At 71.7% G+C, this 20901-nt stretch carries 19 protein-coding genes; 14 read left to right on the top strand and 5 right to left on the bottom strand.

The genetic code is table 11. From position 1 onward, the window contains the following. The first annotated feature begins 46 nt into the window (after window positions 1–46). The 8 genes from ASG48_RS13055 (at window position 47) to ASG48_RS13020 (ending at window position 7489) form a co-directional block, all read left to right on the top strand. The gene (locus ASG48_RS13055; RefSeq protein ID WP_055850361.1) at window positions 47–928 is read left to right on the top strand and encodes a sugar ABC transporter permease; all 882 of its coding nucleotides are present in this window, start codon (window positions 47–49) and stop codon (window positions 926–928) included. After that, window positions 912–1856, top strand: a complete 945-nt coding sequence (locus ASG48_RS13050) for a carbohydrate ABC transporter permease (RefSeq protein ID WP_082529449.1) — start codon at window positions 912–914, stop codon at window positions 1854–1856. The genes ASG48_RS13055 and ASG48_RS13050 overlap by 17 nt, the downstream gene beginning before the upstream one ends. 5 nt (window positions 1857–1861) lie before the next feature. Next, entirely contained in the window at window positions 1862–2953 is a 1092-nt protein-coding gene (locus ASG48_RS13045; protein WP_055850359.1) for an ABC transporter ATP-binding protein, read from the top strand. 110 nt (window positions 2954–3063) lie between these two features. Next, window positions 3064–4140: a Gfo/Idh/MocA family oxidoreductase gene (locus ASG48_RS13040; RefSeq protein ID WP_055850357.1), complete on the top strand. Its 1077-nt coding sequence runs from the start codon at window positions 3064–3066 to the stop codon at window positions 4138–4140. Next, window positions 4140–4985 (top strand): sugar phosphate isomerase/epimerase, encoded by an 846-nt coding sequence (locus ASG48_RS13035; protein ID WP_055850353.1) that lies wholly within the window; start codon window positions 4140–4142, stop codon window positions 4983–4985. The genes ASG48_RS13040 and ASG48_RS13035 overlap by 1 nt, the downstream gene beginning before the upstream one ends. Continuing rightward, window positions 4982–5797 carry an alpha/beta hydrolase gene (locus ASG48_RS13030; RefSeq protein WP_055850352.1) on the top strand — a complete coding sequence of 272 codons (816 nt, stop codon included), beginning with the start codon at window positions 4982–4984 and terminating at the stop codon, window positions 5795–5797. The genes ASG48_RS13035 and ASG48_RS13030 overlap by 4 nt, the downstream gene beginning before the upstream one ends. Next, entirely contained in the window at window positions 5794–6492 is a 699-nt protein-coding gene (locus ASG48_RS13025; protein WP_055850349.1) for a ribulose-phosphate 3-epimerase, read from the top strand. Before ASG48_RS13030 ends, ASG48_RS13025 begins: the two co-directional genes overlap by 4 nt. 22 nt (window positions 6493–6514) lie before the next feature. Further along, window positions 6515–7489 (top strand): ROK family protein, encoded by a 975-nt coding sequence (locus ASG48_RS13020; RefSeq protein WP_055850347.1) that lies wholly within the window; start codon window positions 6515–6517, stop codon window positions 7487–7489. A gap of 7 nt (window positions 7490–7496) precedes the next feature. Here the strand turns inward: ASG48_RS13020 and ASG48_RS13015 are convergent, their stop codons facing one another. After that, entirely contained in the window at window positions 7497–9845 is a 2349-nt protein-coding gene (locus ASG48_RS13015) for a Tex family protein (RefSeq protein WP_055850345.1), read from the bottom strand. Between the two features lie 296 nt (window positions 9846–10141). On the opposite strand from ASG48_RS13015, the gene ASG48_RS13010 reads away from it, so the two are divergent. The 3 genes from ASG48_RS13010 to ASG48_RS13000 all read left to right on the top strand — a co-directional run bounded on the left by ASG48_RS13010 (window position 10142) and on the right by ASG48_RS13000 (window position 12509). Further along, on the top strand, window positions 10142–10903 hold the full coding sequence (locus tag ASG48_RS13010) for an amino acid ABC transporter substrate-binding protein (protein WP_055850343.1): 762 nt from the start codon (window positions 10142–10144) through the stop codon (window positions 10901–10903). Between the two features lie 185 nt (window positions 10904–11088). Beyond that, window positions 11089–11769: an ABC transporter permease subunit gene (locus tag ASG48_RS13005; protein ID WP_082529448.1), complete on the top strand. Its 681-nt coding sequence runs from the start codon at window positions 11089–11091 to the stop codon at window positions 11767–11769. After that, window positions 11766–12509 carry an amino acid ABC transporter ATP-binding protein gene (locus ASG48_RS13000; RefSeq protein WP_055850338.1) on the top strand — a complete coding sequence of 248 codons (744 nt, stop codon included), beginning with the start codon at window positions 11766–11768 and terminating at the stop codon, window positions 12507–12509. Before ASG48_RS13005 ends, ASG48_RS13000 begins: the two co-directional genes overlap by 4 nt. 45 nt (window positions 12510–12554) lie before the next feature. Here the strand turns inward: ASG48_RS13000 and ASG48_RS12995 are convergent, their stop codons facing one another. Genes ASG48_RS12995 through ASG48_RS12985 form a run of 3 tightly spaced genes read right to left on the bottom strand, consistent with a single transcriptional unit; the run spans window position 12555 to window position 16370 of the window. Then, window positions 12555–14810: a xanthine dehydrogenase family protein molybdopterin-binding subunit gene (locus tag ASG48_RS12995; RefSeq protein WP_055850336.1), complete on the bottom strand. Its 2256-nt coding sequence runs from the start codon at window positions 14808–14810 to the stop codon at window positions 12555–12557. Further along, window positions 14803–15861 (bottom strand): xanthine dehydrogenase family protein subunit M, encoded by a 1059-nt coding sequence (locus ASG48_RS12990; RefSeq protein ID WP_055850333.1) that lies wholly within the window; start codon window positions 15859–15861, stop codon window positions 14803–14805. The genes ASG48_RS12995 and ASG48_RS12990 overlap by 8 nt, the downstream gene beginning before the upstream one ends. Next, window positions 15858–16370, bottom strand: coding sequence for a (2Fe-2S)-binding protein (locus ASG48_RS12985; protein ID WP_055850331.1), 513 nt, complete (start codon window positions 16368–16370; stop codon window positions 15858–15860). The genes ASG48_RS12990 and ASG48_RS12985 overlap by 4 nt, the downstream gene beginning before the upstream one ends. Window positions 16371–16592: 222 nt before the next feature. Between ASG48_RS12985 and ASG48_RS12980 the strand changes: the two genes are divergently transcribed. Further along, the gene (locus ASG48_RS12980) at window positions 16593–17174 is read left to right on the top strand and encodes a TetR/AcrR family transcriptional regulator (RefSeq protein WP_244486898.1); all 582 of its coding nucleotides are present in this window, start codon (window positions 16593–16595) and stop codon (window positions 17172–17174) included. A 113-nt stretch (window positions 17175–17287) separates the two neighbouring features. Here the strand turns inward: ASG48_RS12980 and ASG48_RS12975 are convergent, their stop codons facing one another. After that, complete coding sequence (locus ASG48_RS12975) at window positions 17288–18196, bottom strand: GntR family transcriptional regulator (RefSeq protein WP_055850329.1); 909 nt, start codon at window positions 18194–18196, stop codon at window positions 17288–17290. A 236-nt stretch (window positions 18197–18432) separates the two neighbouring features. On the opposite strand from ASG48_RS12975, the gene ASG48_RS12970 reads away from it, so the two are divergent. Both ASG48_RS12970 and ASG48_RS12965 read left to right on the top strand, forming a co-directional pair. Continuing rightward, window positions 18433–19956 (top strand): altronate dehydratase family protein, encoded by a 1524-nt coding sequence (locus tag ASG48_RS12970; protein ID WP_055850327.1) that lies wholly within the window; start codon window positions 18433–18435, stop codon window positions 19954–19956. Window positions 19957–19976: 20 nt separating this feature from the next. Then, entirely contained in the window at window positions 19977–20900 is a 924-nt protein-coding gene (locus ASG48_RS12965) for a sugar kinase (RefSeq protein ID WP_055850326.1), read from the top strand. Window position 20901 lies beyond the last annotated feature (1 nt).

Genomic DNA, 20901 nt, shown 5'->3' with positions numbered 1-20901 from the left:
CCACGCGGCAAGGCCGGTCCCCGCCCGTGCTCACCGGACCGGACCCATGGCCACATCGCGCTTCTCCACCCGCATCCTGCCGAAGATCGTGCTGTCGCCCTCGCTGGTGCTCCTGATCGTCTGCGTCTACGGCTTCATCGCCTACACGACCGTCCTGTCCTTCACGGGCTCCAAGCTCCTGCCGCGCTACAACTTCGTCGGCTTCGACCAGTATGTGCGCCTCTTCGACAATCCGCGCTGGGCCATCGCCGTCGAGAACATGGCGATCTTCGGCGTGCTCTACATGGTCTTCGCCACCGCGCTCGGCCTGTTCATCGCCATCCTGATGGACCAGAAGATCCGCGCCGAGGGGGCCTTCCGGGCCGTGTTCCTCTATCCGATGGCGCTCTCCTTCGTGGTGACGGGCGTCATCTGGCAATGGCTGCTCAACCCGACGCTCGGCCTCGAGCACATGATGCGCGGGCTCGGCTGGGAGAGCTTCTCCTTCCAGTGGCTCGTCGATCCCGACAAGGCGATCTACACGATCGTCATCGCCGGCGTCTGGCAGGTGACGGGCTTCGTGATGGCGCTGTTCCTGGCCGGCCTTCGCGGCATCGACACCGAGATCCTGCGCGCGGCGCGGATCGACGGCGCGCCGCTCTTCAAGGTCTACACGCGCATCATCATCCCGGCGCTGCGGCCGGTCTTCCTCACCGTCTTCGTCATCGAGGCCCATCTCGCCATCAAGAGCTACGACCTCGTCGTCTCGCTCACCAAGGGAGGGCCGGGCGTCTCCACCGAGCTCCCCTCGACCTTCATGTATTCGGTCGCCTTCACGCGCAACGAGCTCGGCCTGGGCGCCGCCAGCGCGGTGGTCATGCTGATGACGCTCGCCGCGATCATCATTCCCTATCTCTATTCGGAGCTTCGCGATGAACGCGCAGAGTGAGGCGGCGATCACCGCCCCCGCCGCGGCGCCGCTCGGCATCGCGCCCGCCAGGCACCCTGCGAGGCCGAAGCCGAAGCGGCGCCGGCTGGCCGGCACGCTCTTCGTCTATGGCTGCCTCCTGGTCCTGGCCGCCTTCTTCGTGTCGCCGCTCGTCTCCATGGTCTTCACCTCGCTGAAGTCGCTGGAGGAGATCCGCTCGGGCACGCTCCTCTCGCCGCCCGCCGCCCCGACGCTCCAGGCCTGGGCCAATGTCTGGGGCACGGCCTGCATCGGCGTCGCCTGCGAGGGCATCAAGGGCTATTTCGTCAACTCCTTCCTGATCGTCGTGCCGGCCACGCTGATCTCGGTCGCGCTCGGCGCGCTCAACGGCTACGTGCTCACCAAGTGGCGCTTCCGCGGCGACCAGCTCCTGTTCGGCCTGATCCTCTTCGGCTGCTTCATCCCCTTCCAGATCGTCCTGATCCCGATGGCGCAGACGCTCGGCTTCCTGAATCTGGCCGGCACGATCCCGGGCCTCGTCCTCGTCCACGTCGTCTACGGCATCTGCTTCACGACGCTGTTCTTCCGTAATTATCTCGTCACCATCCCCGACGAGATCATCAAGGCCGCGCGCGTCGACGGCGCCGGCTTCTGGACGATCCTCCTGCGCATCCTCCTGCCGATCTCCTGGCCGATCATCATGGTGGCGATCATCTGGCAGTTCACCTCGATCTGGAACGATTTCCTCTTCGGCGTGTCCTTCGCCGCCGGCCCGGCGCAGCCCGTCACCGTGGCGCTGAACAATCTCGTCAACACCTCCACCGGCACCAAGGCCTACAACGAGGACATGGCCGCCGCGATGATCGCGGCGCTGCCCACCATCCTCGTCTACGTCGCCGCCGGTCGTTACTTCGTGCGCGGCCTCATGGCCGGCGCGGTCAAGGGCTGAAGCACGTGGCAAGTCTCGACATCTCGCACGTCTCCAAGAGCTTCGGCTCGGTCTCGATCCTCAAGGACATCGACATCGCCATCGAGGACGGCGAGTTCCTCGTCCTCGTCGGCCCGTCCGGCTGCGGCAAGTCCACGCTCCTGTCCATCGTCGCCGGGCTGGAGGAGCTGACGACCGGCTCGATCGCCATCGACGGGCGGCCCGTGGAGGGGCTGGAGCCGAAGGAACGCGACATCGCCATGGTGTTCCAGTCCTACGCGCTCTATCCGGCGATGACGGTGGGGCAGAATATCGGCTTCTCGCTGGAGATGAGCGGCGTGCCCAAGGCCGAGCGCGTCGCCAAGATCGGGCAGGTGGCCGAGCTCCTGCAGATCACCCATCTCCTCGACCGCAAGCCCGGCCAGCTCTCCGGCGGCCAGCGCCAGCGCGTCGCCATGGGCCGGGCGCTGGTGCGCGAGCCCAAGATCTTCCTCTTCGACGAGCCCCTCTCCAATCTCGACGCCAAGCTGCGCGTGGAGATGCGCACCGAGATCAAGAAGCTGCACCAGCGGCTGCGCGCCACCATCGTCTACGTCACCCACGACCAGATCGAGGCCATGACCATGGCCACGCGCATCGCGGTGATGAAGGACGGCATCCTGCAGCAGTTCGGCACGCCCGAGGACATCTACGAGCGCCCCGCCAACGTGTTCGTGGCGACCTTCATGGGCTCGCCGGCGATGAACCTCGTGCCGGTGCGCGCCGTGCCGCGCGGCAACGGCCTGGCGCTGGCGCTGGAGGGCGGCGACACGGAGCTTCCCTATCCCGATGCCGGCGCCTTCGAGCGCGTGAAGCCGGGCGAGGCGCTGCTTCTCGGCCTGCGTCCCGAGGCGATCTCGCTCGAGGCGCCGGGCGGGGACGGCGCGCGGCTCGACATGGCCGTCGAGGTCGTCGAGCCGACCGGACCCGACATCTTCGCCGAGCTGAAGGCCGGCGAGCGGCCGATCATGGCGCGCCTTCCCGCCGGCACGCGTCTGTCGCCCGGCGAGCGGCACGCCTTCTCGATCGATCTCTCCAAGGCCTGCCTCTTCCGCGCCGAAAGCGGCACGGCCGTCTGAGCCTTCGCCGGACGGGCGACGCGCGACGCTCAACGCCTCCTCCCACCGCAGGCGCATCCCGCGCCCGCGGCGCATCGACCCCTCGCAACAGTTCACAGGACCCAAGCCCCATGGCCAAGAAGGAAGAGAACCGGCTGCGCGTCGGCGTTCTGGGCGCCGGACAGATCGCGCAGTCGGCGCATTTCGAGAGCTGCACCAAGGCCGCCAATGCAGATCTGACCGCCATCTGCGACGTCGCCGACGACCTGCTCCAGCGCATGGCGATCGTGCACGGGGCGAAGAAGACCTTCTCCGACTACGACGCGATGCTCGCCGATCCCGAGATCGACGCCGTCATCATCGCCACCGCCGACGCCTTCCACGTGCCGGCCTCGATCCGCGCGCTGCAGGCCGGCAAGCACGTCCTGTGCGAGAAGCCGGTCGGGCTCACCGTCGAGGAGGCGCTGGAGCTGAAGGGCGTCGTCGAGGCCTCCGGCAAGGTCTTCCAGGTCGGCCACATGAAGCGCTACGACGCCGGCCTCCAGGCCGCCAAGAGCTTCATCGACGATGAGATGGGCGCCCTCGTCGCGCTGAAGGCCTGGTATTGCGACTCCACCCACCGCTATCCCATGACCGACGCGGTGCAGCCGCTGATCGTCACCAGCGCCAATGCCCGCAAGCCCTCCGCCAACCCCAAGGCGGATCTGCGGCGCTACTACATGCTCGCCCATGGCTGCCATCTCATCGACACGGCACGCTATTTCGCCGGCGACATCGTCTCGGTCGAGGCGCGCCTGTCGGAACGCGCCGGCATCTGGTGCTGGTTCGTCGACGTCGAGTTCGCCTCCGGCACGCTCGGTCATCTCGACCTCACCGTCGCCGTGCGCATGGACTGGCACGAGGGCTTCCAGATCTACGGCCAGAACGGCTCGATCCTCGGCAAGACCTACAACCCGTGGTACTATAAGTCCTCCGAGGTCGACATCTTCCGCGAGGCGGACGGGGCCACGCACCGCGTTCTGGGCGCCGACGGGCATTTCTACCGCCGCCAGGTGGAGGGCTTCGCGCGCACCGTCCTCGACGGCGCGCCGATGAGCGGCGCGAGCGTGGAGGACGGGCTCGCTTCGGTGCGCGCCATGGTCGCCATCGCCCGCTCCGTCGAGACGGGATCGCGCGTCGCGCTCGCCGACGTGACGGGGGGCGTGTGATGAAGCTCGGCATCTTCGCCAAGACCTTCCCCGGCACCGACCCGAAGACGGTGCTGCGGGCGACCCGCGAGGCCGGATTCTCGGCCGCGCAGTACAACATGGCCTGTTCGGGCCTTGCCGCCATGCCCGACGCGATCTCCGAGGACGAGGCGCGGGCCGTGCGCGAGGCGGGGCTCGCCGCCGGCGTCGAGATCGTCGCGCTCTCCGGCACCTACAACATGATCCATCCCGACCGCGCCGTGCGCGAGGCCGGGCACCGGCGCCTCGAGACCCTCGCGGCCCGCGCGGCGGCCATGGGCACGCGGCTCGTGACGCTGTGCACCGGCACGCGCGACCCGCACGACCAGTGGCGCGAGCATCCCGGCAACCACGAGCCCGACGCCTGGCGCGATCTCCTGGAGGCGATGGCCGTCGCCGTCGCCATCGCCGAGCGCCACGACGTCGATCTCGGCATCGAGCCCGAGCTCGCCAATGTCGTCGACGGCGCGGCCAAGGCGAGGCGCCTCGTCGACGAGATCGCGAGCCCGCGGCTGAAGATCGTGCTCGATCCGGCCAACCTCTTCGAGACGGCCCCGCTCGAAGAGCAGCGCCGGCTGGTCTCGGAGGCGGTCGACCTCCTCGGCGACCGCATCGCCATGGGCCATGCCAAGGACCGGACTGCCGCCGGCGGCTTCACCACGGCCGGGCAGGGCGTCCTCGACTATCCGCATTATCTCGGCCGCCTGAAGGAGATCGGTTTCACCGGCTCTCTCGTCACCCACGGGCTTTCGGCCGACGAAGCGCCGGGCGTCTCGGCCTTCCTGCGCGGCGCGCTCGGCGAGGCGGGGCTCGAGGTGGCGCCGTGACGGGCCTCCACGTCTCGAAGGCAGACGGCGCCCGTCTCGTCCTCGACGATGCCGGGGGCGACGGCGCGCCCGTCTTCTTCCAGCATGGCCTGTGCGGCGATGCCGGGCAGACGCGCGAGGCCTTTCCGGCCGATCCGGCCTTCCGCCGCCTGACCCTGGAAATGCCCGGCCATGGCGGGTCGCAGGCGGGTGACCCCGCGCATTATTCCATCGCCCGCTTCACGCAGGACCTCGCCGACGCGATCGAGGCGCTGGGCGCGGGCTCGGTCGCCGTCGGCGGCATCTCGATGGGCGCGGCCATCGCGCTGCGCCTCGCCGTCACGCGGCCCGACCTCGTGCGCGGCCTCGTGCTGGCACGCCCGGCCTGGGTGACGGCCGCGGCCCCCGACAACATGGCGCCGAACGCCGAGGTCGGCGCGCTTCTCGCGACCCGTTCGCCGGAGGCGGCGCGCGCCGCCTTCCTCGAAGGGGACACCGCGCGGCGGCTGGCCGAGGAGGCGCCCGACAATCTCGCCTCGCTGAAGGGCTTCTTCTCGCGCGAGCCGATCGCCGTGACCGCCGCGCTCCTGCGCTCGATCTCGGCGGACGGGCCGGGCGTGACGGACGCGCAGATCGCGGCGCTGTCCCTGCCGGTCCTCGTCATCGGCCACGCGCGCGACGCCGTCCATCCGCTGGCCCATGCACAGGCGCTCGCCGCCGCCATTCCCGGCGCGAGGCTCGCCCGCATCACCCCGAAGGCCGTCGACAAGGCGGCCTATGTCTCAGACATCCACGAGGCGCTCGGCGCCTTCCTGAAGGATCTGCCCCGATGACCGACAAGACCGCCTGGATCGACGCGCTGCCGAGCGACCGCCTCATCTGCGAATATTCCGTCTGGTCGGCCGATCTCGTGCGCCTCGCCGACGACATGGCGCGCATCGACCCGCATGCCGACATTCTGCATATCGACGTCGCGGACGGGCATTTCGCGCCGGCCTTCCTCTTCTTCCCCGATCTCGTCGCGGCGATCCGCAAGGTCTCGAAGAAGCCGATCCATATCCACCTGATGATCGCCGATTCGATCGTCCTGTCGCAGATCGAGCAGTTCGCGGAAGCCGGCGCCGACCTCATCTCGTTCCATCTCGAGAACGAGGCGGTCGCCGAGGCGGCGCTCGCGCGGCTGGACGAGCTCGGCGTCGCCGCCGGCATGGTGCTGCGCGTCGAGACGCCCGTCGCGGGCATCGAGCGCTTCCTCCCGCGCCTTCGCTTCGTCACGCTGCTCGGCACGGCCATCGGCGTGAAGGGACAGGGCCTCGACCCGACGGCCTGCGACCGGCTGGCGCAGGTGAAGCGCATGATCGAGGCGTGCGGCGCGCCGCATCGCATCGTGCTCGCCGCCGACGGCGGCATTCGCGAGACCACCGTGCCGCAGCTGCGCGCGGCGGGCGCCGAGACCGTGGTGCTCGGCTCGCTCGCCTTCGGCGCGCCCGATCTCGCCGCCCGCACGGCCTGGCTTCACGGGCTCTGAGCGGCCGGAAAGGACGGGACCGATGCGATCCCTGGCGATAGGCCTCGATCTCGGCGGCACGCAGATCCGCGGCGCCCTCGTCGACGCCGAGGGCACGATCCTGTCGCGCCGGGCCGAGGCGACGCCGGCGAGCGCGGGGGCGGCGGCGGTCGTCGCGGCGCTCGCGCGCGTCGCGCAAGAGGTGGGCGCACAGGCGCGCGGGGCCGAGATCGTCGGTCTCGGCCTCTCGGCGCCCGGGCCCCTCGACGCCGAGAAGGGCCTGGCGCTCGCCACGCCCACCATCGCCGGCTTCGTGGACTTTCCGCTCGCCGCCGAACTCTCCGCCGCGACCGGCCTGCCGGTGCGGCTGGAGAACGACGGCATCGCCGCGGCGATCGGCGAATGGCGCTTCGGCGCGGCGCGCGGCCTGGGCAACATGGTCTATGCCACCGTCTCCACCGGCATCGGCGGCGGCGCGGTGGTGGACGGGCGCGTCCTGCGCGGGCGCATGGGCATGGCCGCCCATATCGGCCACATGACGGTGGTGCAGGGCGGCGAGCGCTGCGTGTGCGGCAATGCCGGCTGCTTCGAGGCCTATGCCTCGGGCACGGCCTTCCTCGCCAAGGCCCGGCGGCTCGCGACGCTCGACGCGGGATCGGCGCTCCACGCGGCGGGCGCGGCGCTGACGGGCGCGGCCGTCTTCGAGGCGGCGGCGGCGGGCGACGACCTGGCGCGCCGGCTCGTGGACGACGAGGCGGAGATGCTGGGCCTCGGCTTCGTCAATCTCCTGCATCTCTACAGTCCGCAGATGATCGTCGTCGGCGGGGGCATGTCGCATCAGTTCGCGGCGCTCGGCCCGGCGATCGCCGCCTATGTCGCGCGCAACGCCCTGCCGCCCTTCCGCGACGTGCCGGTGGTGCGCGCCGCGCTCGGCGACAATTCCGGCCTCGTCGGCGCCGGCGCCATCGCCTTCGAGGCGGCGGCGCCCGCGCAAAGGCGCCTCAGCGCCGCCGGCTGACCGTGCCTCAGCGGCGCTTGAAGGCGTCGGCGAGGGCGGCGCCGAGACCGCCCATCTGGGGCGCGGCGGGCTTCGCGCCGCCCTCCTCGCCGCCCTTCCGGCCAGTCCCGCCCCGGCCGCCACGGGCGCCCTTGTCCGGCTCCGGCCGGTCCGCGCCGCGCGGCGGCCGGGCGTCCTGACCCTCGGCTTGCGTCTTCATCGACAGGGAGATGCGCTTGCGCCTGGCATCGACCTCCAGCACCCGCACCCGCACGACCTGACCGGCCTTCACCACGTCCGCCGGGTCCTTCACGAAGCGGTCGGCGATCTGGGAGACGTGGACGAGCCCGTCCTGGTGCACGCCGATATCGACGAAGGCGCCGAAGGCGGCGACGTTGGTCACCGTGCCCTCCAGCATCATGCCGGGCTTCAGGTCGCCGATCTCCTCCACCCCCTCCGCGAAGGTCGCGGTGCGGAAGGCGGGCCGCGGGTCGCGGCCGGGCTTCTCCAGCTCGGCGAGGATGTCCTTCACCGTCGGCAGGCCGAAGGCCCCGCCGACGAAGGCTTGCGGATCGAGCGCGCGCAGCGTCGCGCTGTCGCCCATCAGGGCGCGCACGTCCTTGCCGGCGGCCGCCACGATCTTCTTGGCGACGGGATAGGCCTCCGGATGGACGGCCGAGGCGTCCAGCGGCTCCGGCCCGCCCTGGATGCGCAGGAAGCCGGCGCATTGCTCGAAGGCCTTGGGGCCGAGCCGCGGCACGTCGAGAAGCTTGCGGCGGGTGCGGAACGGGCCTTCCTTGTCGCGATGGGCGACGATGGCGCCCGCCAGGACCGGGCCGATGCCCGAGACATGGGCGAGAAGGGCGGGGGAGGCGGTGTTCACGTCGACGCCGACCGCGTTCACCGCATCCTCCACCACGCTTTCCAGCGCGCGCGAGAGGGCGCCCTGGTCGACATCGTGCTGGTACTGGCCGACGCCGATCGCCTTCGGGTCGACCTTGACGATCTCGGCCAGCGGATCCTGCAGGCGGCGGGCGATGGAGGCCGCGCCGCGCAGCGACACGTCGACGCCCGGCATCTCGCGCGCGGCGATCTCGGAGGCCGAATAGACGGAGGCGCCGGCCTCCGAGACGACCACCTTCTGCGGCCTGGCCCCGGGCAGGGCGGCGATCATCTCGGCGGCGAGCTTCTCGGTCTCGCGGCTCGCCGTGCCGTTGCCGATGGCGATCAGCTCCACGCCGTGCTTCTGGACGAGCGCGGCCAGCGTCGCGCTCGCGCCCTTCACGTCGTTGCGCGGCTGGAACGGGTAGATGGTGGCCGTGTCGACGAGGCGGCCCGTCGCGTCGATCACGGCCACCTTCACGCCGGTGCGGATGCCGGGATCGAGGCCCATCGTGGTCTTGGCGCCGGCGGGGGCGGCGAGGAGAATGTCCTTCAGGTTGCGCGAGAAGACCCGGATCGCCTCGGCATCGGCGCCTTCCTTGGTCTGCGCCATCAGGTCGGCGGTCAGATGCGGGTGGATCTTCTGGCGCCAGGCCCAGCGCGCCACGCCCGCGAGCCACGTGTCGGCCGCCGAGCCGCCGGTCGTGCGCACGCCGAACTGGCGCGCGATCATCGCCTCGACCGGCTTGACCGGCGAGGGATCGTCGGCGTCCACCTCGAGGTCGAGCGTGACGACGCCCTCCTTGGCGGCGCGCAGCAGCGCCAGGACCCGGTGGCTCGGCGCGCTCGCCCAGCGCTCCTCGTGGTCGAAATAGTCCGAGAACTTGGCGCCCGCCTCCTCCTTGCCGGGCACGACGCGGGCGCGAAGGCGCGCCTTCTCCACCAGATGCCGGCGGATCGCGCCGACGAGCGCCGGCGTCTCGGCCATGGTCTCGGCGACGATGTCGCGCGCGCCCTCGAGCGCGGCCTTCACGTCGGCCACCTCGGGCGTGACGAAGCTTGCCGCCAGCCTCGCGGGGTCCGCCGTCCGGTCGGCGAGGATCGTCTCGGCGAGCGCCCCGAGCCCGCGCTCGCGCGCGGCGTCGGCGCGGCTGCGCCGCTTGGGGCGGAAGGGCAGATAGAGGTCCTCGAGCGCCACCCGCGTCGTCGCCGCCTCGATCGCCGCCCCCAGCGCCTCCGTCATCTTGCCCTGCTCGGCGATGGAGCGGCGCACCGTGTCGCGGCGCGCCTCCAGCTCGCGCAGATAGGCGAGGCGCGTCTCCAGCGTGCGCAGCTGCGTGTCGTCGAGCCCGCCGGTCGCCTCCTTGCGGTAGCGCGCGACGAAGGGAACGGTGGCGCCGGCGTCGAGCAGCGCGACGGCGGCCGCCACCTGCTGGGCCCGGGCGCCGATCTCGCCGGCGATGATGGTCTCGATGCCGGGACGGGCGGGGGCCATGGGCGTCTCCTTGAGGTCGGGCGCCCGGGATTAGCCCCGACGCGCCGTCGGCCGCAAGCGGCAAGGGCGGGCGCGGGGGCGCTCGCCGGGCGTCCCGAGCCCTGGCGCGAGCGCCCGCGCGTCGCCCGGCATCGCAAGGGCCGGCCCAGGCGGGCCGGTTCGTCGGCGGGCCGGTCCGCAGGCGCGCAAGGATAATCTCCGGCAACCGACGGGTTTGAAATCCCGTTCCTTCAGGCGCGGGCGCCGATCGCCCACCTATGGCGCGACCCCGCTCCCCGCTGGAAGGACCCAAAACGATGAAACGCCTCCTCGCCGCCGTGGCGCTCGCCGCCCTCCTCGCCGCGCCCGCCGCCGCCGGCAGCCTCAAGGACATCCAGGCCGCCAAGGTGCTGCGCATCGGCACCGAGGGCACCTACGCGCCCTTCACCTATCACGAGGCCTCCGGCGCGCTCGTCGGCTTCGACGTGGAGATCGGCCGCGAGATCGCCAGGCGCCTCGGCGTCGAGCCGCAATTCGTCGAGGGCAAGTGGGACGGGCTCATCGCGGGCCTCGCCTCGGACCGCTACGACGCCGTCATCAACCAGGTCGGCATCACGCCCGAGCGGCAGGCGCGCTTCGACTTCTCCGACCCCTACATCGTCTCGCGCGCCGTCCTGATCGTGAAGGAGGGCAACGACGCCATCGCGTCCTTCGCCGACCTCAAGGGCAAGCGCGCGGCGCAGTCGCTGACCTCCAACTACGGCAAGATCGCGGAGGGCGCCGGCGCCACGCTCGTGGGCACCGACGGGTTCGACCAGTCGGTGCAGCTCGTCCTCACGGGCCGGGCCGACGCCACGATCAACGACAACCTCTCCTTCCTCGACTTCAAGAAGCAGAAGCCCGACGCGCCGGTGACGGTGGTGGCGACGCAGGAGGACGCGGCGGCCTCGGGCGTCATCGTCCAGAAGGGCAATCCCGAGCTGACGGCCGCGATCAACGAGGCGCTCGCCGAGATGAAGGCGGACGGCACCTACGAGACGATCTCGCAGAAATATTTCGGCGCCGACGTCTCGCGCTGACGCGCCTTCTTCCGCAACGCCGGCACCGCCCTATCCTTGCCGAAGACTTCGGGGGCGCGTCGCCGCCCCCGGGGATCGCCCCGCTCCTTCGCCAACGGCGCCGCGGCGTTCGTGCCTTCCATGGGGGCCCGGCGTCCTGGCCAGGGCGCGCGGGCGACCCCTGAACCCGACCGGATCGGACCGCCGTGCCGCCCAGCCTGCAACTCATGCTCGACTCGCTCTGGCCGCTCCTGCGCGCCGGGCTCGTCTTCACCGTGCCGCTCGCGGTCCTCTCCTTCGCCTTCGGTCTCGGCATCGGCTTCGCGGTCGCCGTGATCCGGCTCTTCGCGCCGCGGCCGCTCGCCGCGATCGCCGCGGCCTATGTCTGGTTCATCCGCGGCACGCCGCTCCTCGTGCAGCTCTTCGTCATCTTCTACGGCCTGCCGAGCGTCGGCATCCTGATCGACGCCTTTCCCGCCGCCCTCATCGGCTTCTCCTTGAGCGTCGGCGCCTACACGTCCGAGATCATCCGCGCCGCGCTTTCCTCGATCCCGAAGGGGCAGTGGGAGGCGGCCTATTCGATCGGCATGACGCCGCGCCAGGCCATGCTGCGCACGATCGTGCCGCAGGCCGTGCGCGTCGCCGTGCCGCCGCTGTCGAACTCCTTCATCTCGCTGGTGAAGGATACCTCGCTCGCCGCCGCCATCACCGTGCCCGAGCTCTTCCAGGAGGCCCAGCGCGTGGTGGCCGCCACCTACGAGCCGCTGATCCTCTATATCGAGGCGGCGCTGATCTATCTCGCCTTCTCCTCGGTCCTCACCCTCCTGCAGAGCCGGCTGGAGCGGCGTTTCGCCACCTATGGCGGCTTCCTGGAGAGACGCCCGTGATCGCCCTGTCCGGCATCGTCAAGCGCTTCGGCGACAACACGGTCCTCGACGGCGCCGGCCTCGTGGTGGCACAGGGGCGCGTGACGGCGCTGATCGGCCCCTCGGGCAGCGGCAAGAGCACGCTCCTGCGCTGCGCCAATCTCCTGGAGATCCCCGATGCCGGCCGGCTCGACCTCGACGGGCTGAGCGTGACCTTCGGCGGCGGTCGCCTTTCGCAGAAGGACGTGCTCGCCGTGCGCCGCAGCACCGGCATGGTGTTCCAGAACTTCCAGCTCTTCCCCCATCGCAGCGTGATCGCCAATGTGATGGAGGGGCTCGTCACCGTGCTGAAATGGCCGCAGGAGAAGGCGCGCGCCCGCGCCGCCGCGCTGCTGGAGCAGGTGGGCATGGCGCAGAAGGCCGAGGCCTATCCCGCGACCCTGTCCGGCGGCCAGCAGCAGCGCGTCGCCATCGCCCGGGCGCTCGCCGCCTCGCCCAAGCTCCTCCTGTGCGACGAGCCGACCTCGGCGCTCGACCCGGAACTGGCCGCCGAGGTCGTCGAGGTGCTCGGCGATCTGGCCGCCGGCGGCATGACCATGCTGATGGCGACCCACGACCTGCGGCTCGCCCGTCGCATCGCCCACCACGTCGCCTTCCTGCAAGGGGGAGGCATCGTGGAGGAAGGGCCGCCCGAGGCGATCTTCCAGGCGCCGCGCGATCCGCGCACCGCCCGCTTCGTGCGCACGCTGACGGGCGCCTGAGACGGGGGAAGGCGGCCGGCGGGACCCGCGCGCCGCCTGTCGCCGTCAGCCCATGACGAGATCGGCGATCTCGACGGGGAAGCGCCGCACCCGCCGGCCCGTCGCGTGCCAGACGGCGTTGGCGACGGCGCCGGCCGTGCCGGTGATGCCGATCTCGCCGACGCCCTTGATGCCGAGCGCGTTCACATGCGCGTCGTCCTCGTGCACGAGGATCGCCTCCATGGCGGGAATGTCGGCATTGACCGGCACGTGATACTCGCCGAGATCGGCGTTCATGATCCGCCCGCTGCGCCTGTCGACGCTGGCGCGCTCGTGCAGCGCGAAGGAGACGCCCCAGATCATGCCGCCGAAGAGCTGGCTCTCCACGAGGCGCGGGTTGATGACGCGCCCGGCCGCGAAGGCGCCGACGAGGCGGGTGACGCGCATCTGCCCGAGATCGGGATCGACCTTCACCTCGGCGAAGACCGCGCCGTGGGCGTGCATGGCATAGGCCTCGCGCGCCTGCGGATCGCCGCCGCTCTTGCCCGTGCCCTCGATCGTCTCGACGCCAGCGCGGCGCATGATGGCCGAGACGCTCTCGCCGCGGCTCTCGTCGTCGCGCCGCATGAGGCGGCCGTCGCGCGCGACGACGCCGACATTCCCGGCGCCGAAGAGCGGCGAGGCCTCGTCCTGCGTCGCGATCGCGGCGAGTTTCGCCACGATGTCCGCGCCCGCCGCGTGCAGCGCCATGCCGGCGGTCGCCGTGTGGCCGGAGCCGCCGGCGATGCCGGCATCGGGCAGGTCCGAGGTGCCCGCGTTGAACGCCACGGCGTCGATCGGCAGGCCGATCGCGTCGGCGGCGATCTGGGCGAGCGCCGTCCAGGCGCCCTGGCCCATGTCGTGGGCGCCCGTCTCCATCACGCCGGTGCCGTCGGCGCGCAGGAGCCCGCGCGCCCTGGCCTCGAACATGAGGGCGGGGAAGGTCGCCGTGCCCATGCCCCAGCCGGTGAGGAGCCCGTCCCCGTCGCGCATCGTGCCCGGGCGAAGCGGGCGCGCGTCCCAGCCGAAGCGTTCGGCGGCCCGGGCGTAGCATTCGCGCAGGGCCTTGGAGGAGAAGGGCTTGCCCGAGATCGGCTCGACCGTCGCATAGTTGCGCAGGCGGAAGGCCAGCGGGTCCATCCCGGCCGCCTCGGCCGCCTCGTCGATGGCCACTTCCAGCGCGATCGAGCCCGTCGCCTCGCCGGGCGCGCGCATGAAGAGCGGCGTGCCCGTGTCGATGCGCACCGCCTCGTGCGAGGTCTTCACCGCGCCCGCCGCATAGAGCGTCTGCGAGATGTCGGAAGCGGGCTCGAAGAAGTCGTCGAAGCGGCTGGAGGCGGTCTTGGTATGGTGGTGGAGCGCCGTCAGCCGGCCGTCGCCGTCGACGCCGAGCCGCAGCGTCTGGCGCGTCTGCGCCCGGTGGCCGACGGGCCCGTACATATGCTCGCGCCGCAGGACGAGCTTCACCGGCCGGCCGACGAGCCGGGCCGCCAGGATGCCGAGCACCTGCGGGCCGGAGATCATGCCCTTGGAGCCGAAGCCGCCGCCCAGGAACGGACTGCGGATGTGGATGTCCTCGGGCGCGATGCCGAAGAGGCCGGCGATGCGCCCCTGCGCCATGGCCATGCCCTGGCTCGGCGTGTCGATCGACAGGCGCCCGCCCTCCCAGGCGGCGACGATCGCATGCGGCTCCATGGCGTTGTGATACTGCGCCGCCGTCTCGTAGACCGCCTCGACGCGGTGCTCGGCGGACCGAAAGCCCGCCTCCACGTCGCCGCTCGCCGCCTCGGCGGGATGGCCGGGGCCGACGACCTCCGGCACGAAGCCTTGCGCCGACAGGTCCGTCTCCACCGTTTCCGTCTCGTAGACCGGCGAGAGCCGCGCCGCGCCCTCGCTCGCCGCCTCCAGCGTTTCGGCGATCACCACGGCGATCGGCTGGTTGGCGTAGCGCACGCGATCGTTCTGCAGGAGATCCAGGCGGAACATGAAGCCGTGATGCTTGGCGTCGGGATCGAGCGCCAGAGTCGGCCGGTTGGCCGGCGTCATCACCTCGACCACGCCTGGCTGGGCGCGCGCGGCCTCCAGGTCGAGGGAGACGACGCGCCCGCGCGCGATGGCGGCGACGGCCAGAACGGCGTGCAGCATGCCGTCCGGATGGTTGTCGGCGGCGTAGCGCGCGCGCCCCGTGACCTTCAGCATCCCGTCGCGCCGCGTCAGCGGCTGGCCGATGCCGGAGCCCTGGCGCAGGCGCGGGCCGCCCGGAAGAATCTCGGTCTCAGACATGGGAGGCACCTCGGGTCTGCGGGGCGAAGGGGGAGGCGGGAAGGGCGGGCAGGCGCTCGGGCGTGCCGGCGGCGGCCAAGGCCAGCGCGCGGACCACGATGCGCCGGCCGAGCTCGATCTTGTGGGCGTTGTCGCCGGAGGGGACGGCCTCGTCGAAGGCGACCCTCGCCGCCGTCTCGAAGGCCTCGGCGTCCATTTCGGCGCCGACCAGCGCGGCCTCCGCGCCATGGGCGCGCCAGGGCTTGGGCGCGACGCCGCCGAGCGCGATCCGCGCCTCCGCGATCCGCCCGCCCTCGACGCGCAGCATGGCCGCCGCCGAGACGAGGGCGAAGGCGTAGGAGGTGCGCTCGCGCAGCTTCAGATAGCGCGAATGCGCGGCGAAGGCGGCGGCCTCGGCGGGCAGGCGCAGCGCGACGATCATCTCGCCGGGCGCCAGCGCGGTCTCGCGCTCGGGTGTCTCGCCGGGCAGGCGGTGGAGGTCTTCCAGCGCCATCTCGCGCCGCCCGGCCGGACCCTCGATCTCGAGGATCGCGCCGAGCGCCACCAGCGGCACGCAGAAATCGGACGGGTGGGTGGCGATGCAGGACGGGCTCCAGCCGAGCACGGCATGGCCGCGGTTCTCGCCCTCGCGCGCGTCGCAGCCCGAGCCCGGATCGCGCCGGTTGCAGGCGCTGGCGGGGTCCATGAAATAGGCGCAGCGCGTGCGCTGGAGGAGGTTGCCGCCGACGCTCGCGGCGTTGCGCAGCTGCGCGGAGGCGCCGGAGAGGAGCGCTTCGGCGACGGCGGGGAAGCGGCGGGCGAAGGCCGCGTCATGGGCGAGCGCGGCGTTCTTCACCAGCGTGCCGATGCGCGTCGTCCCGTCCGCGAGCGTCTCGATGCGGCCAAGGTCCGGCAGGTGCGTGAGGTCGACGAGACGGGTCGGACGCAGCGCATTGCCCTTCATCAGGTCGAGGAGATTGGTGCCGGCGGCGAGATAGGCGGCGCCCGGATGGCCTGCCGCCGCGACGGCCTCGGCGATCGTGGCCGGGCGCACGTAGTCGAACTCGATCATGCCGCTTCGCCTTTCTCGGTCGGGGAGGTCGGTCGCGCGCCCATCTCGGCCTGCGCCTGGAGCACGGCCTGCGTGATGCCGGCATAGGCGCCGCAGCGGCACAGGTTGCCGCTCATGCCCTCGCGCACGCGCTCGGGGTCGTCGCCCGCCTGCCCTTCGGCGATGAGCCCGACCGCGCTCATGATCTGGCCGGGCGTGCAGAAGCCGCACTGGAACCCGTCATGGTCGATGAAGGCGGTCTGCACGGGATGGAGGCGGTCGCCCTCGGCAAGCCCCTCGATGGTGCGGATCTCGGCGCCGTCGTGGCTGACGGCGAGCGCCAGGCACGAATTGACGCGCCGGCCGCCGACGAGGATGGTGCAGGCGCCGCACTGGCCGCGATCGCAGCCCTTCTTGGTGCCGGTGAGATGCAGCCGCTCGCGCAGGAGATCGAGCAGCGTGACGCGCGGATCGTCGAGCTCGATCTGTCGAGGCTCGCCGTTGATCGTCAGGCGGAGAGAAAATTTCATGCGGTCACCCGTTCGATGGTAACTCGGGACCCGGCGCCCGCTGCCGCTCGACGAGCGGCAAGGGGTCGGCCGGCGATGGCGCCCCGCCGCTCGCGCGTTCGCGGGGGCGGATGGCGGCCGGGCGCTGCGCGTGTCTCGCGGCGCCGGGATTGGAACGATTATATGGAGGCCGCCTCCGTTTACAAGGGGCGGGCCTTCGCAAGGCGGGAGATGGCACGCCGGATGACGACGGCAACACGCAAACCGCGGGCGGATTCGGCGCGAAACCGCGAACGGCTGCTCCTGTCGGCGGCCGAGGTCTTCCGCACCGGCGGCGGCGCGGCGAGCCTCGAGGCCGTCGCGCGCCATGCCGGCGTCGGCATCGGCACGCTCTACCGCCATTTCCCGACGCGCGAGGCGCTGTTCGAGGCGGTCTACCGCCGCGAGGTGGAGCAGCTCGCCCAGCTCGCCGAGGACCTGTCCGGCGGCGACGACCCGGTCGGCGCGCTGCGCCGCTGGCTGCATGCCAATATCGCCCTCGTCGCCACCAAGAAGGGCATGCTGGCCGCGCTCGCGCTCGCCGTCGACGGCTCCAGCGATCTCTACGCCTATTCGCGCGTGCGCCTGACAGGGGCGATCGCCAGGCTCCTCGAACCGGCGGTGAAGGCCGGGGCGCTGCGCGGCGACGTCGAGGCCGAGGACATTCTCCACACGCTGGTCGGCATGTGCCTCCTGCGCAAGGAGCCGGGCTGGGAGGACACGGTGATCCGCCTCGTCGACATCTTCCTCGACGGCCTGCGCCTGCGCCCGGGCGGCGCCGCCTGAGACGCGGTCGCCGTCGACCGGCCCCGGGGGTCGAGCGCTTCCCGCCGGGTCTTTCTGCACCCGGCGCGGCGCTTTCGCCGGGGGCCGTGACCGCCCGCGGGACGGACCGCCGTTCAGCCTGTCGCGCCGGACGCACCGTCGCCGATCGAGCGCTTCAGCTTGGCCCGCGCGGTCGCCAGATGCGCCTTCAGCGCCGCCTGCGCCTCGCCGAGGTCGCGGGCGCGCAGCGCGGCGATGTAGTGGAGATGCTCGCCGAGCGCCAGCCGGTTGCGCTCGGCCTCGTCGCCCCGGTTCCACGCATAGGTGTAGTGGAAGAGCGCGGAGACGCCGTTGTAGAACTCGATCATGTAGCGGTTGCCCGAGGCCTCGTGCACGAGGCGGTGCAGGCGCTCGTCGAGGGCGGGAAACGCGCGCGCGCGCGCCTCGACGCGCGACAGGAGATCGCGATGCTCGGCCTCGAGCGCGGCCAGCGCCGCGAAGGCCGGGTCCCGCGCCGGCCTCGCGATCAGCTGCGCGGCGGCGCGCAGCTCGAACATCTCGCGCACCTCGTAGAGATCGTCGGCAAAGCCCGGCGTGACGCCGAGAAACATCCAGGCACTGTTCGGCCGGCGCTCGATCAGCCCGAAGCGCTGGAAATGGGCGAGATACTCGCGGATCGTGGTCGTCGACGTGCCGAAGCGGCGGGCGAGCTCGGCGCTGTTCAGCGTCTGTCCGGCCCTGAAGTCGCCCTGCAGCAGCCATTCGGTGAAGCGGCGCTCGACCGACTGCGCCACCGTCAGCGTCTGCGTCTCGGGAAAGCCGTCCTCCGCCCGCGGCCGGCGCAGGAGCAGAAGGGCGCCGCCGTCCTCGGTGAGGATGCCGGCCGCGCCGAGCGCCGCCAGGACCGCGCGCACCGTGGTGCGGCTGACCCCGAGCCGCGCGGACAGTTCGGTGCGCGAGGGCAGGCGCTCGCCGGGCTCGAGCGCGGCGAGCAGTGCCAGGCAGCGATTGTGCGCGCCCTTGAAGACCGCGTTGCCCTTCATGCGAGACCCGTCGTTCCGCGCCGATGACCGCCGCCTGCCTGCCCGGACTTTTTACATAAGGGACGCTTGACCCGGAAGGGCCGGGGCGTTCTATTTATACAAAGGACGGCGCGTCGCGAAGGCGGCGTCCCCTGCCCGTGGCCGAGGGCACGGTCCGGCGCGGGAGGGGAGGCCCGCCGCCGCCGAGCCGGGCCGGCGCCTGTCGCGGGCTTCGTCTCCCGGGAGTTTCCAAGATCATGACCGCCCCGCGCACGCTCCGCCTCCACGAGGCCGACAACGTCGTCATCGCCATCGACAGCCTGCCCGCCGGGGCGCCGCTCGAAGGCGGGCTCGCCGCGGCGAAGGCCGTGCCGCGCGGCCACAAGGTGGCCGTGGCGCCGATCGCGCCGGGCGAGCCGATCCGCAAGTTCGGGCAGATCATCGGCTTCGCGAAGGTCGCCGTGGCGCCGGGCGACTGGGTGCACGAGCACAATGTCGAGATCCACGAGTTCGACCGCGACTACGCCTTCGCCTCCGAGGCGAGACCGGCGACGGGCCTCCTGCCCGGCGAGGAGCCGGCCTTCTTCGAGGGCTTCCGCCGCGCCGACGGGCGCGTGGGCACGCGCAACTATATCGGCATCCTGAGCTCGGTGAACTGCTCGGCGACGGTCGTCGACTTCATCGCCGACGAGGTGATGCGCTCGGGGCTTCTCGCCGACTATCCCAATATCGACGGCGTCGTGCCCTTCACCCACGGCACCGGCTGCGGCATGGGCTCCAAGGGCGAGGAATACGACCTTCTCGCCCGCACCCAGTGGGGCTACGCCACCCATCCCAACTTCTCGGCCATCCTCCTCATCGGCCTCGGCTGCGAGGTCTTCCAGATCCCGCGGCTGAAGAAGACCTACGGCATCGCCGAGGGCCCGCATTTCCAGAGCCTGACGATCCAGGAGACCGGCGGCACGCGCAAGGCGATCGCCTCGGGCGTGGCCAAGATCGCCGAGATGCTGCCGCTCGCCAATGCCTGCCGGCGCGAGCGCGTGCCCGCGTCCGAACTGACGCTCGCCCTGCAATGCGGCGGCTCGGACGGCTATTCCGGCCTCACCGCCAATCCCGCCCTCGGGGCGGCCGTCGACATCCTCGTGCGCCAGGGCGGCACGGCGATCCTGTCCGAGACGCCCGAGATCTTCGGCGCCGAGCATCTCCTGACGGCGCGCGCCGAGAGCGAGGCGGTGGGCGCCAAGATCGTCGACCTCATCGACTGGTGGCGCGACTACGCCGCGCGCGCCGGCGGCGAGATGAACAACAATCCCTCGCCCGGCAACAAGGCCGGCGGGCTGACGACGATCCTCGAGAAGTCGCTCGGCGCCGTCGCCAAGGGCGGCAGCACCACGCTGCGCGAGGTCTATCGCTACGCCGAGCGCGTGGAGACGCGCGGCTTCGTCTACATGGACACGCCGGGCTACGATCCCGTGGCCGCCACCGGCCAGGTGGCGGGCGGGGCCAACGTCCTGTGCTTCACCACCGGGCGCGGTTCGGCCTATGGCTGCAAGCCGACGCCCTCGATCAAGCTCGCCACCACGACCGACCTCTACACCCGCATGGAGGAGGACATGGACATCAACTGCGGCGACGTGCTCGACGGCGTCTCCATCGAGGAGAAGGGGCGCGAGATCTTCCAGGTCATCCTGGACACGGCCTCGGGAAAACGCTCCAAGTCCGAACTTCTGGGCTATGGCCGCCACGAATTTGTGCCGTGGCAGCTCGGCGCCACGATGTGACGGCGAAGGGGCGCGTGACCATGGGCGGCAGGATCCTGTGCATCGGCGAATGCATGGTCGAGCTGAAGCAGGCCGGCCAGGCCGACCTTTTCGGCAAGGGCTATGCCGGCGACACGTTCAACGCCGCCTACTACGCGCGCCAGTTCCTGCCCGCGTCCCGCAAGGTGGACTATCTCACCGCCGTCGGCACCGACCTCGTCTCGCGCGAGATGCTGGCCTTCATGGAGGGCGCGGGCGTCGGCACAGGCTTCGTGCGCACGGTCGAGGACCGTATTCCCGGCCTCTACATGATCCATCTGGAGAAGGGCGAGCGCAGCTTCTCCTACTGGCGCTCGGCCTCCGCCGCCAAGGCGCTCGCCGACGATCCCGCCCATCTCGCCCGCGCCGTCGGCGCGAGCGACACGATCGTCTTCTCCGGCATCACGCTCGCCATCCTCGCGCCCGACGCGGTGGACCGGCTGCTCGACGCCCTGTCCGGGGCGCGCGACGCGGGCAAGCTCGTCGTCTTCGATCCCAACATCCGCCCGCGCCTGTGGGACGGGCGCGCGCGCATGCTGGAGACGATCTCGCGCGGGGCCCGCGCCGCCACGCTTCTGATGCCGAGCTTCGACGACGAGACGCGCCATTTCGGCGACGCCTCGATCGCAGAGACCATCGCGCGCTATCGCGGGCTCGGCGTGGCCCATGTCGTCGTCAAGGACGGCGAGAAGGGCGTGACGCTCGCCTTCGAGGGCAAGGAGACCCGCTTCGTGCCGGCCGCCCCCGTCGCCCGCGTCGTCGACACGACGAGCGCCGGCGACAGCTTCAACGGCGCCTTCCTCGCCCGCTACGGCGAAGGCGAGGCGCCCGAAGCCGCCGCCGCCTTTGCCGCCAACGTCGCCGCGCGCGTCATCCAGCACCACGGCGCGCTGGTGCCGCGCGAAAGCCTTGTCGACGCCGCCTGAC

Source organism: Aurantimonas sp. Leaf443, assembly GCF_001425575.1.
GTDB lineage: Bacteria > Pseudomonadota > Alphaproteobacteria > Rhizobiales > Rhizobiaceae > Leaf443.
This window is presented reverse-complemented; position numbering and strand designations above follow the sequence as displayed.

Bases quoted from the DNA above. Each gene is read 5' to 3' on its own strand.
- ASG48_RS13055 (WP_055850361.1), top strand. From the start codon at position 47: ATGGCCACATCGCGCTTCTCCACCCGCATCCTGCCGAAGATCGTGCTG.
- ASG48_RS13050 (WP_082529449.1), top strand. From the start codon at position 912: ATGAACGCGCAGAGTGAGGCGGCGATCACCGCCCCCGCCGCGGCGCCG.
- ASG48_RS13040 (WP_055850357.1), top strand. From the start codon at position 3,064: ATGGCCAAGAAGGAAGAGAACCGGCTGCGCGTCGGCGTTCTGGGCGCC.
- ASG48_RS13035 (WP_055850353.1), top strand. From the start codon at position 4,140: ATGAAGCTCGGCATCTTCGCCAAGACCTTCCCCGGCACCGACCCGAAG.
- ASG48_RS13025 (WP_055850349.1), top strand. From the start codon at position 5,794: ATGACCGACAAGACCGCCTGGATCGACGCGCTGCCGAGCGACCGCCTC.
- ASG48_RS13020 (WP_055850347.1), top strand. From the start codon at position 6,515: ATGCGATCCCTGGCGATAGGCCTCGATCTCGGCGGCACGCAGATCCGC.
- ASG48_RS13015 (WP_055850345.1), bottom strand. From the start codon at position 9,845: ATGGCCCCCGCCCGTCCCGGCATCGAGACCATCATCGCCGGCGAGATC.
- ASG48_RS13010 (WP_055850343.1), top strand. From the start codon at position 10,142: ATGAAACGCCTCCTCGCCGCCGTGGCGCTCGCCGCCCTCCTCGCCGCG.
- ASG48_RS12995 (WP_055850336.1), bottom strand. From the start codon at position 14,810: ATGTCTGAGACCGAGATTCTTCCGGGCGGCCCGCGCCTGCGCCAGGGC.
- ASG48_RS12990 (WP_055850333.1), bottom strand. From the start codon at position 15,861: ATGATCGAGTTCGACTACGTGCGCCCGGCCACGATCGCCGAGGCCGTC.
- ASG48_RS12985 (WP_055850331.1), bottom strand. From the start codon at position 16,370: ATGAAATTTTCTCTCCGCCTGACGATCAACGGCGAGCCTCGACAGATC.
- ASG48_RS12980 (WP_244486898.1), top strand. From the start codon at position 16,593: ATGACGACGGCAACACGCAAACCGCGGGCGGATTCGGCGCGAAACCGC.
- ASG48_RS12975 (WP_055850329.1), bottom strand. From the start codon at position 18,196: ATGAAGGGCAACGCGGTCTTCAAGGGCGCGCACAATCGCTGCCTGGCA.
- ASG48_RS12970 (WP_055850327.1), top strand. From the start codon at position 18,433: ATGACCGCCCCGCGCACGCTCCGCCTCCACGAGGCCGACAACGTCGTC.
- ASG48_RS12965 (WP_055850326.1), top strand. From the start codon at position 19,977: ATGGGCGGCAGGATCCTGTGCATCGGCGAATGCATGGTCGAGCTGAAG.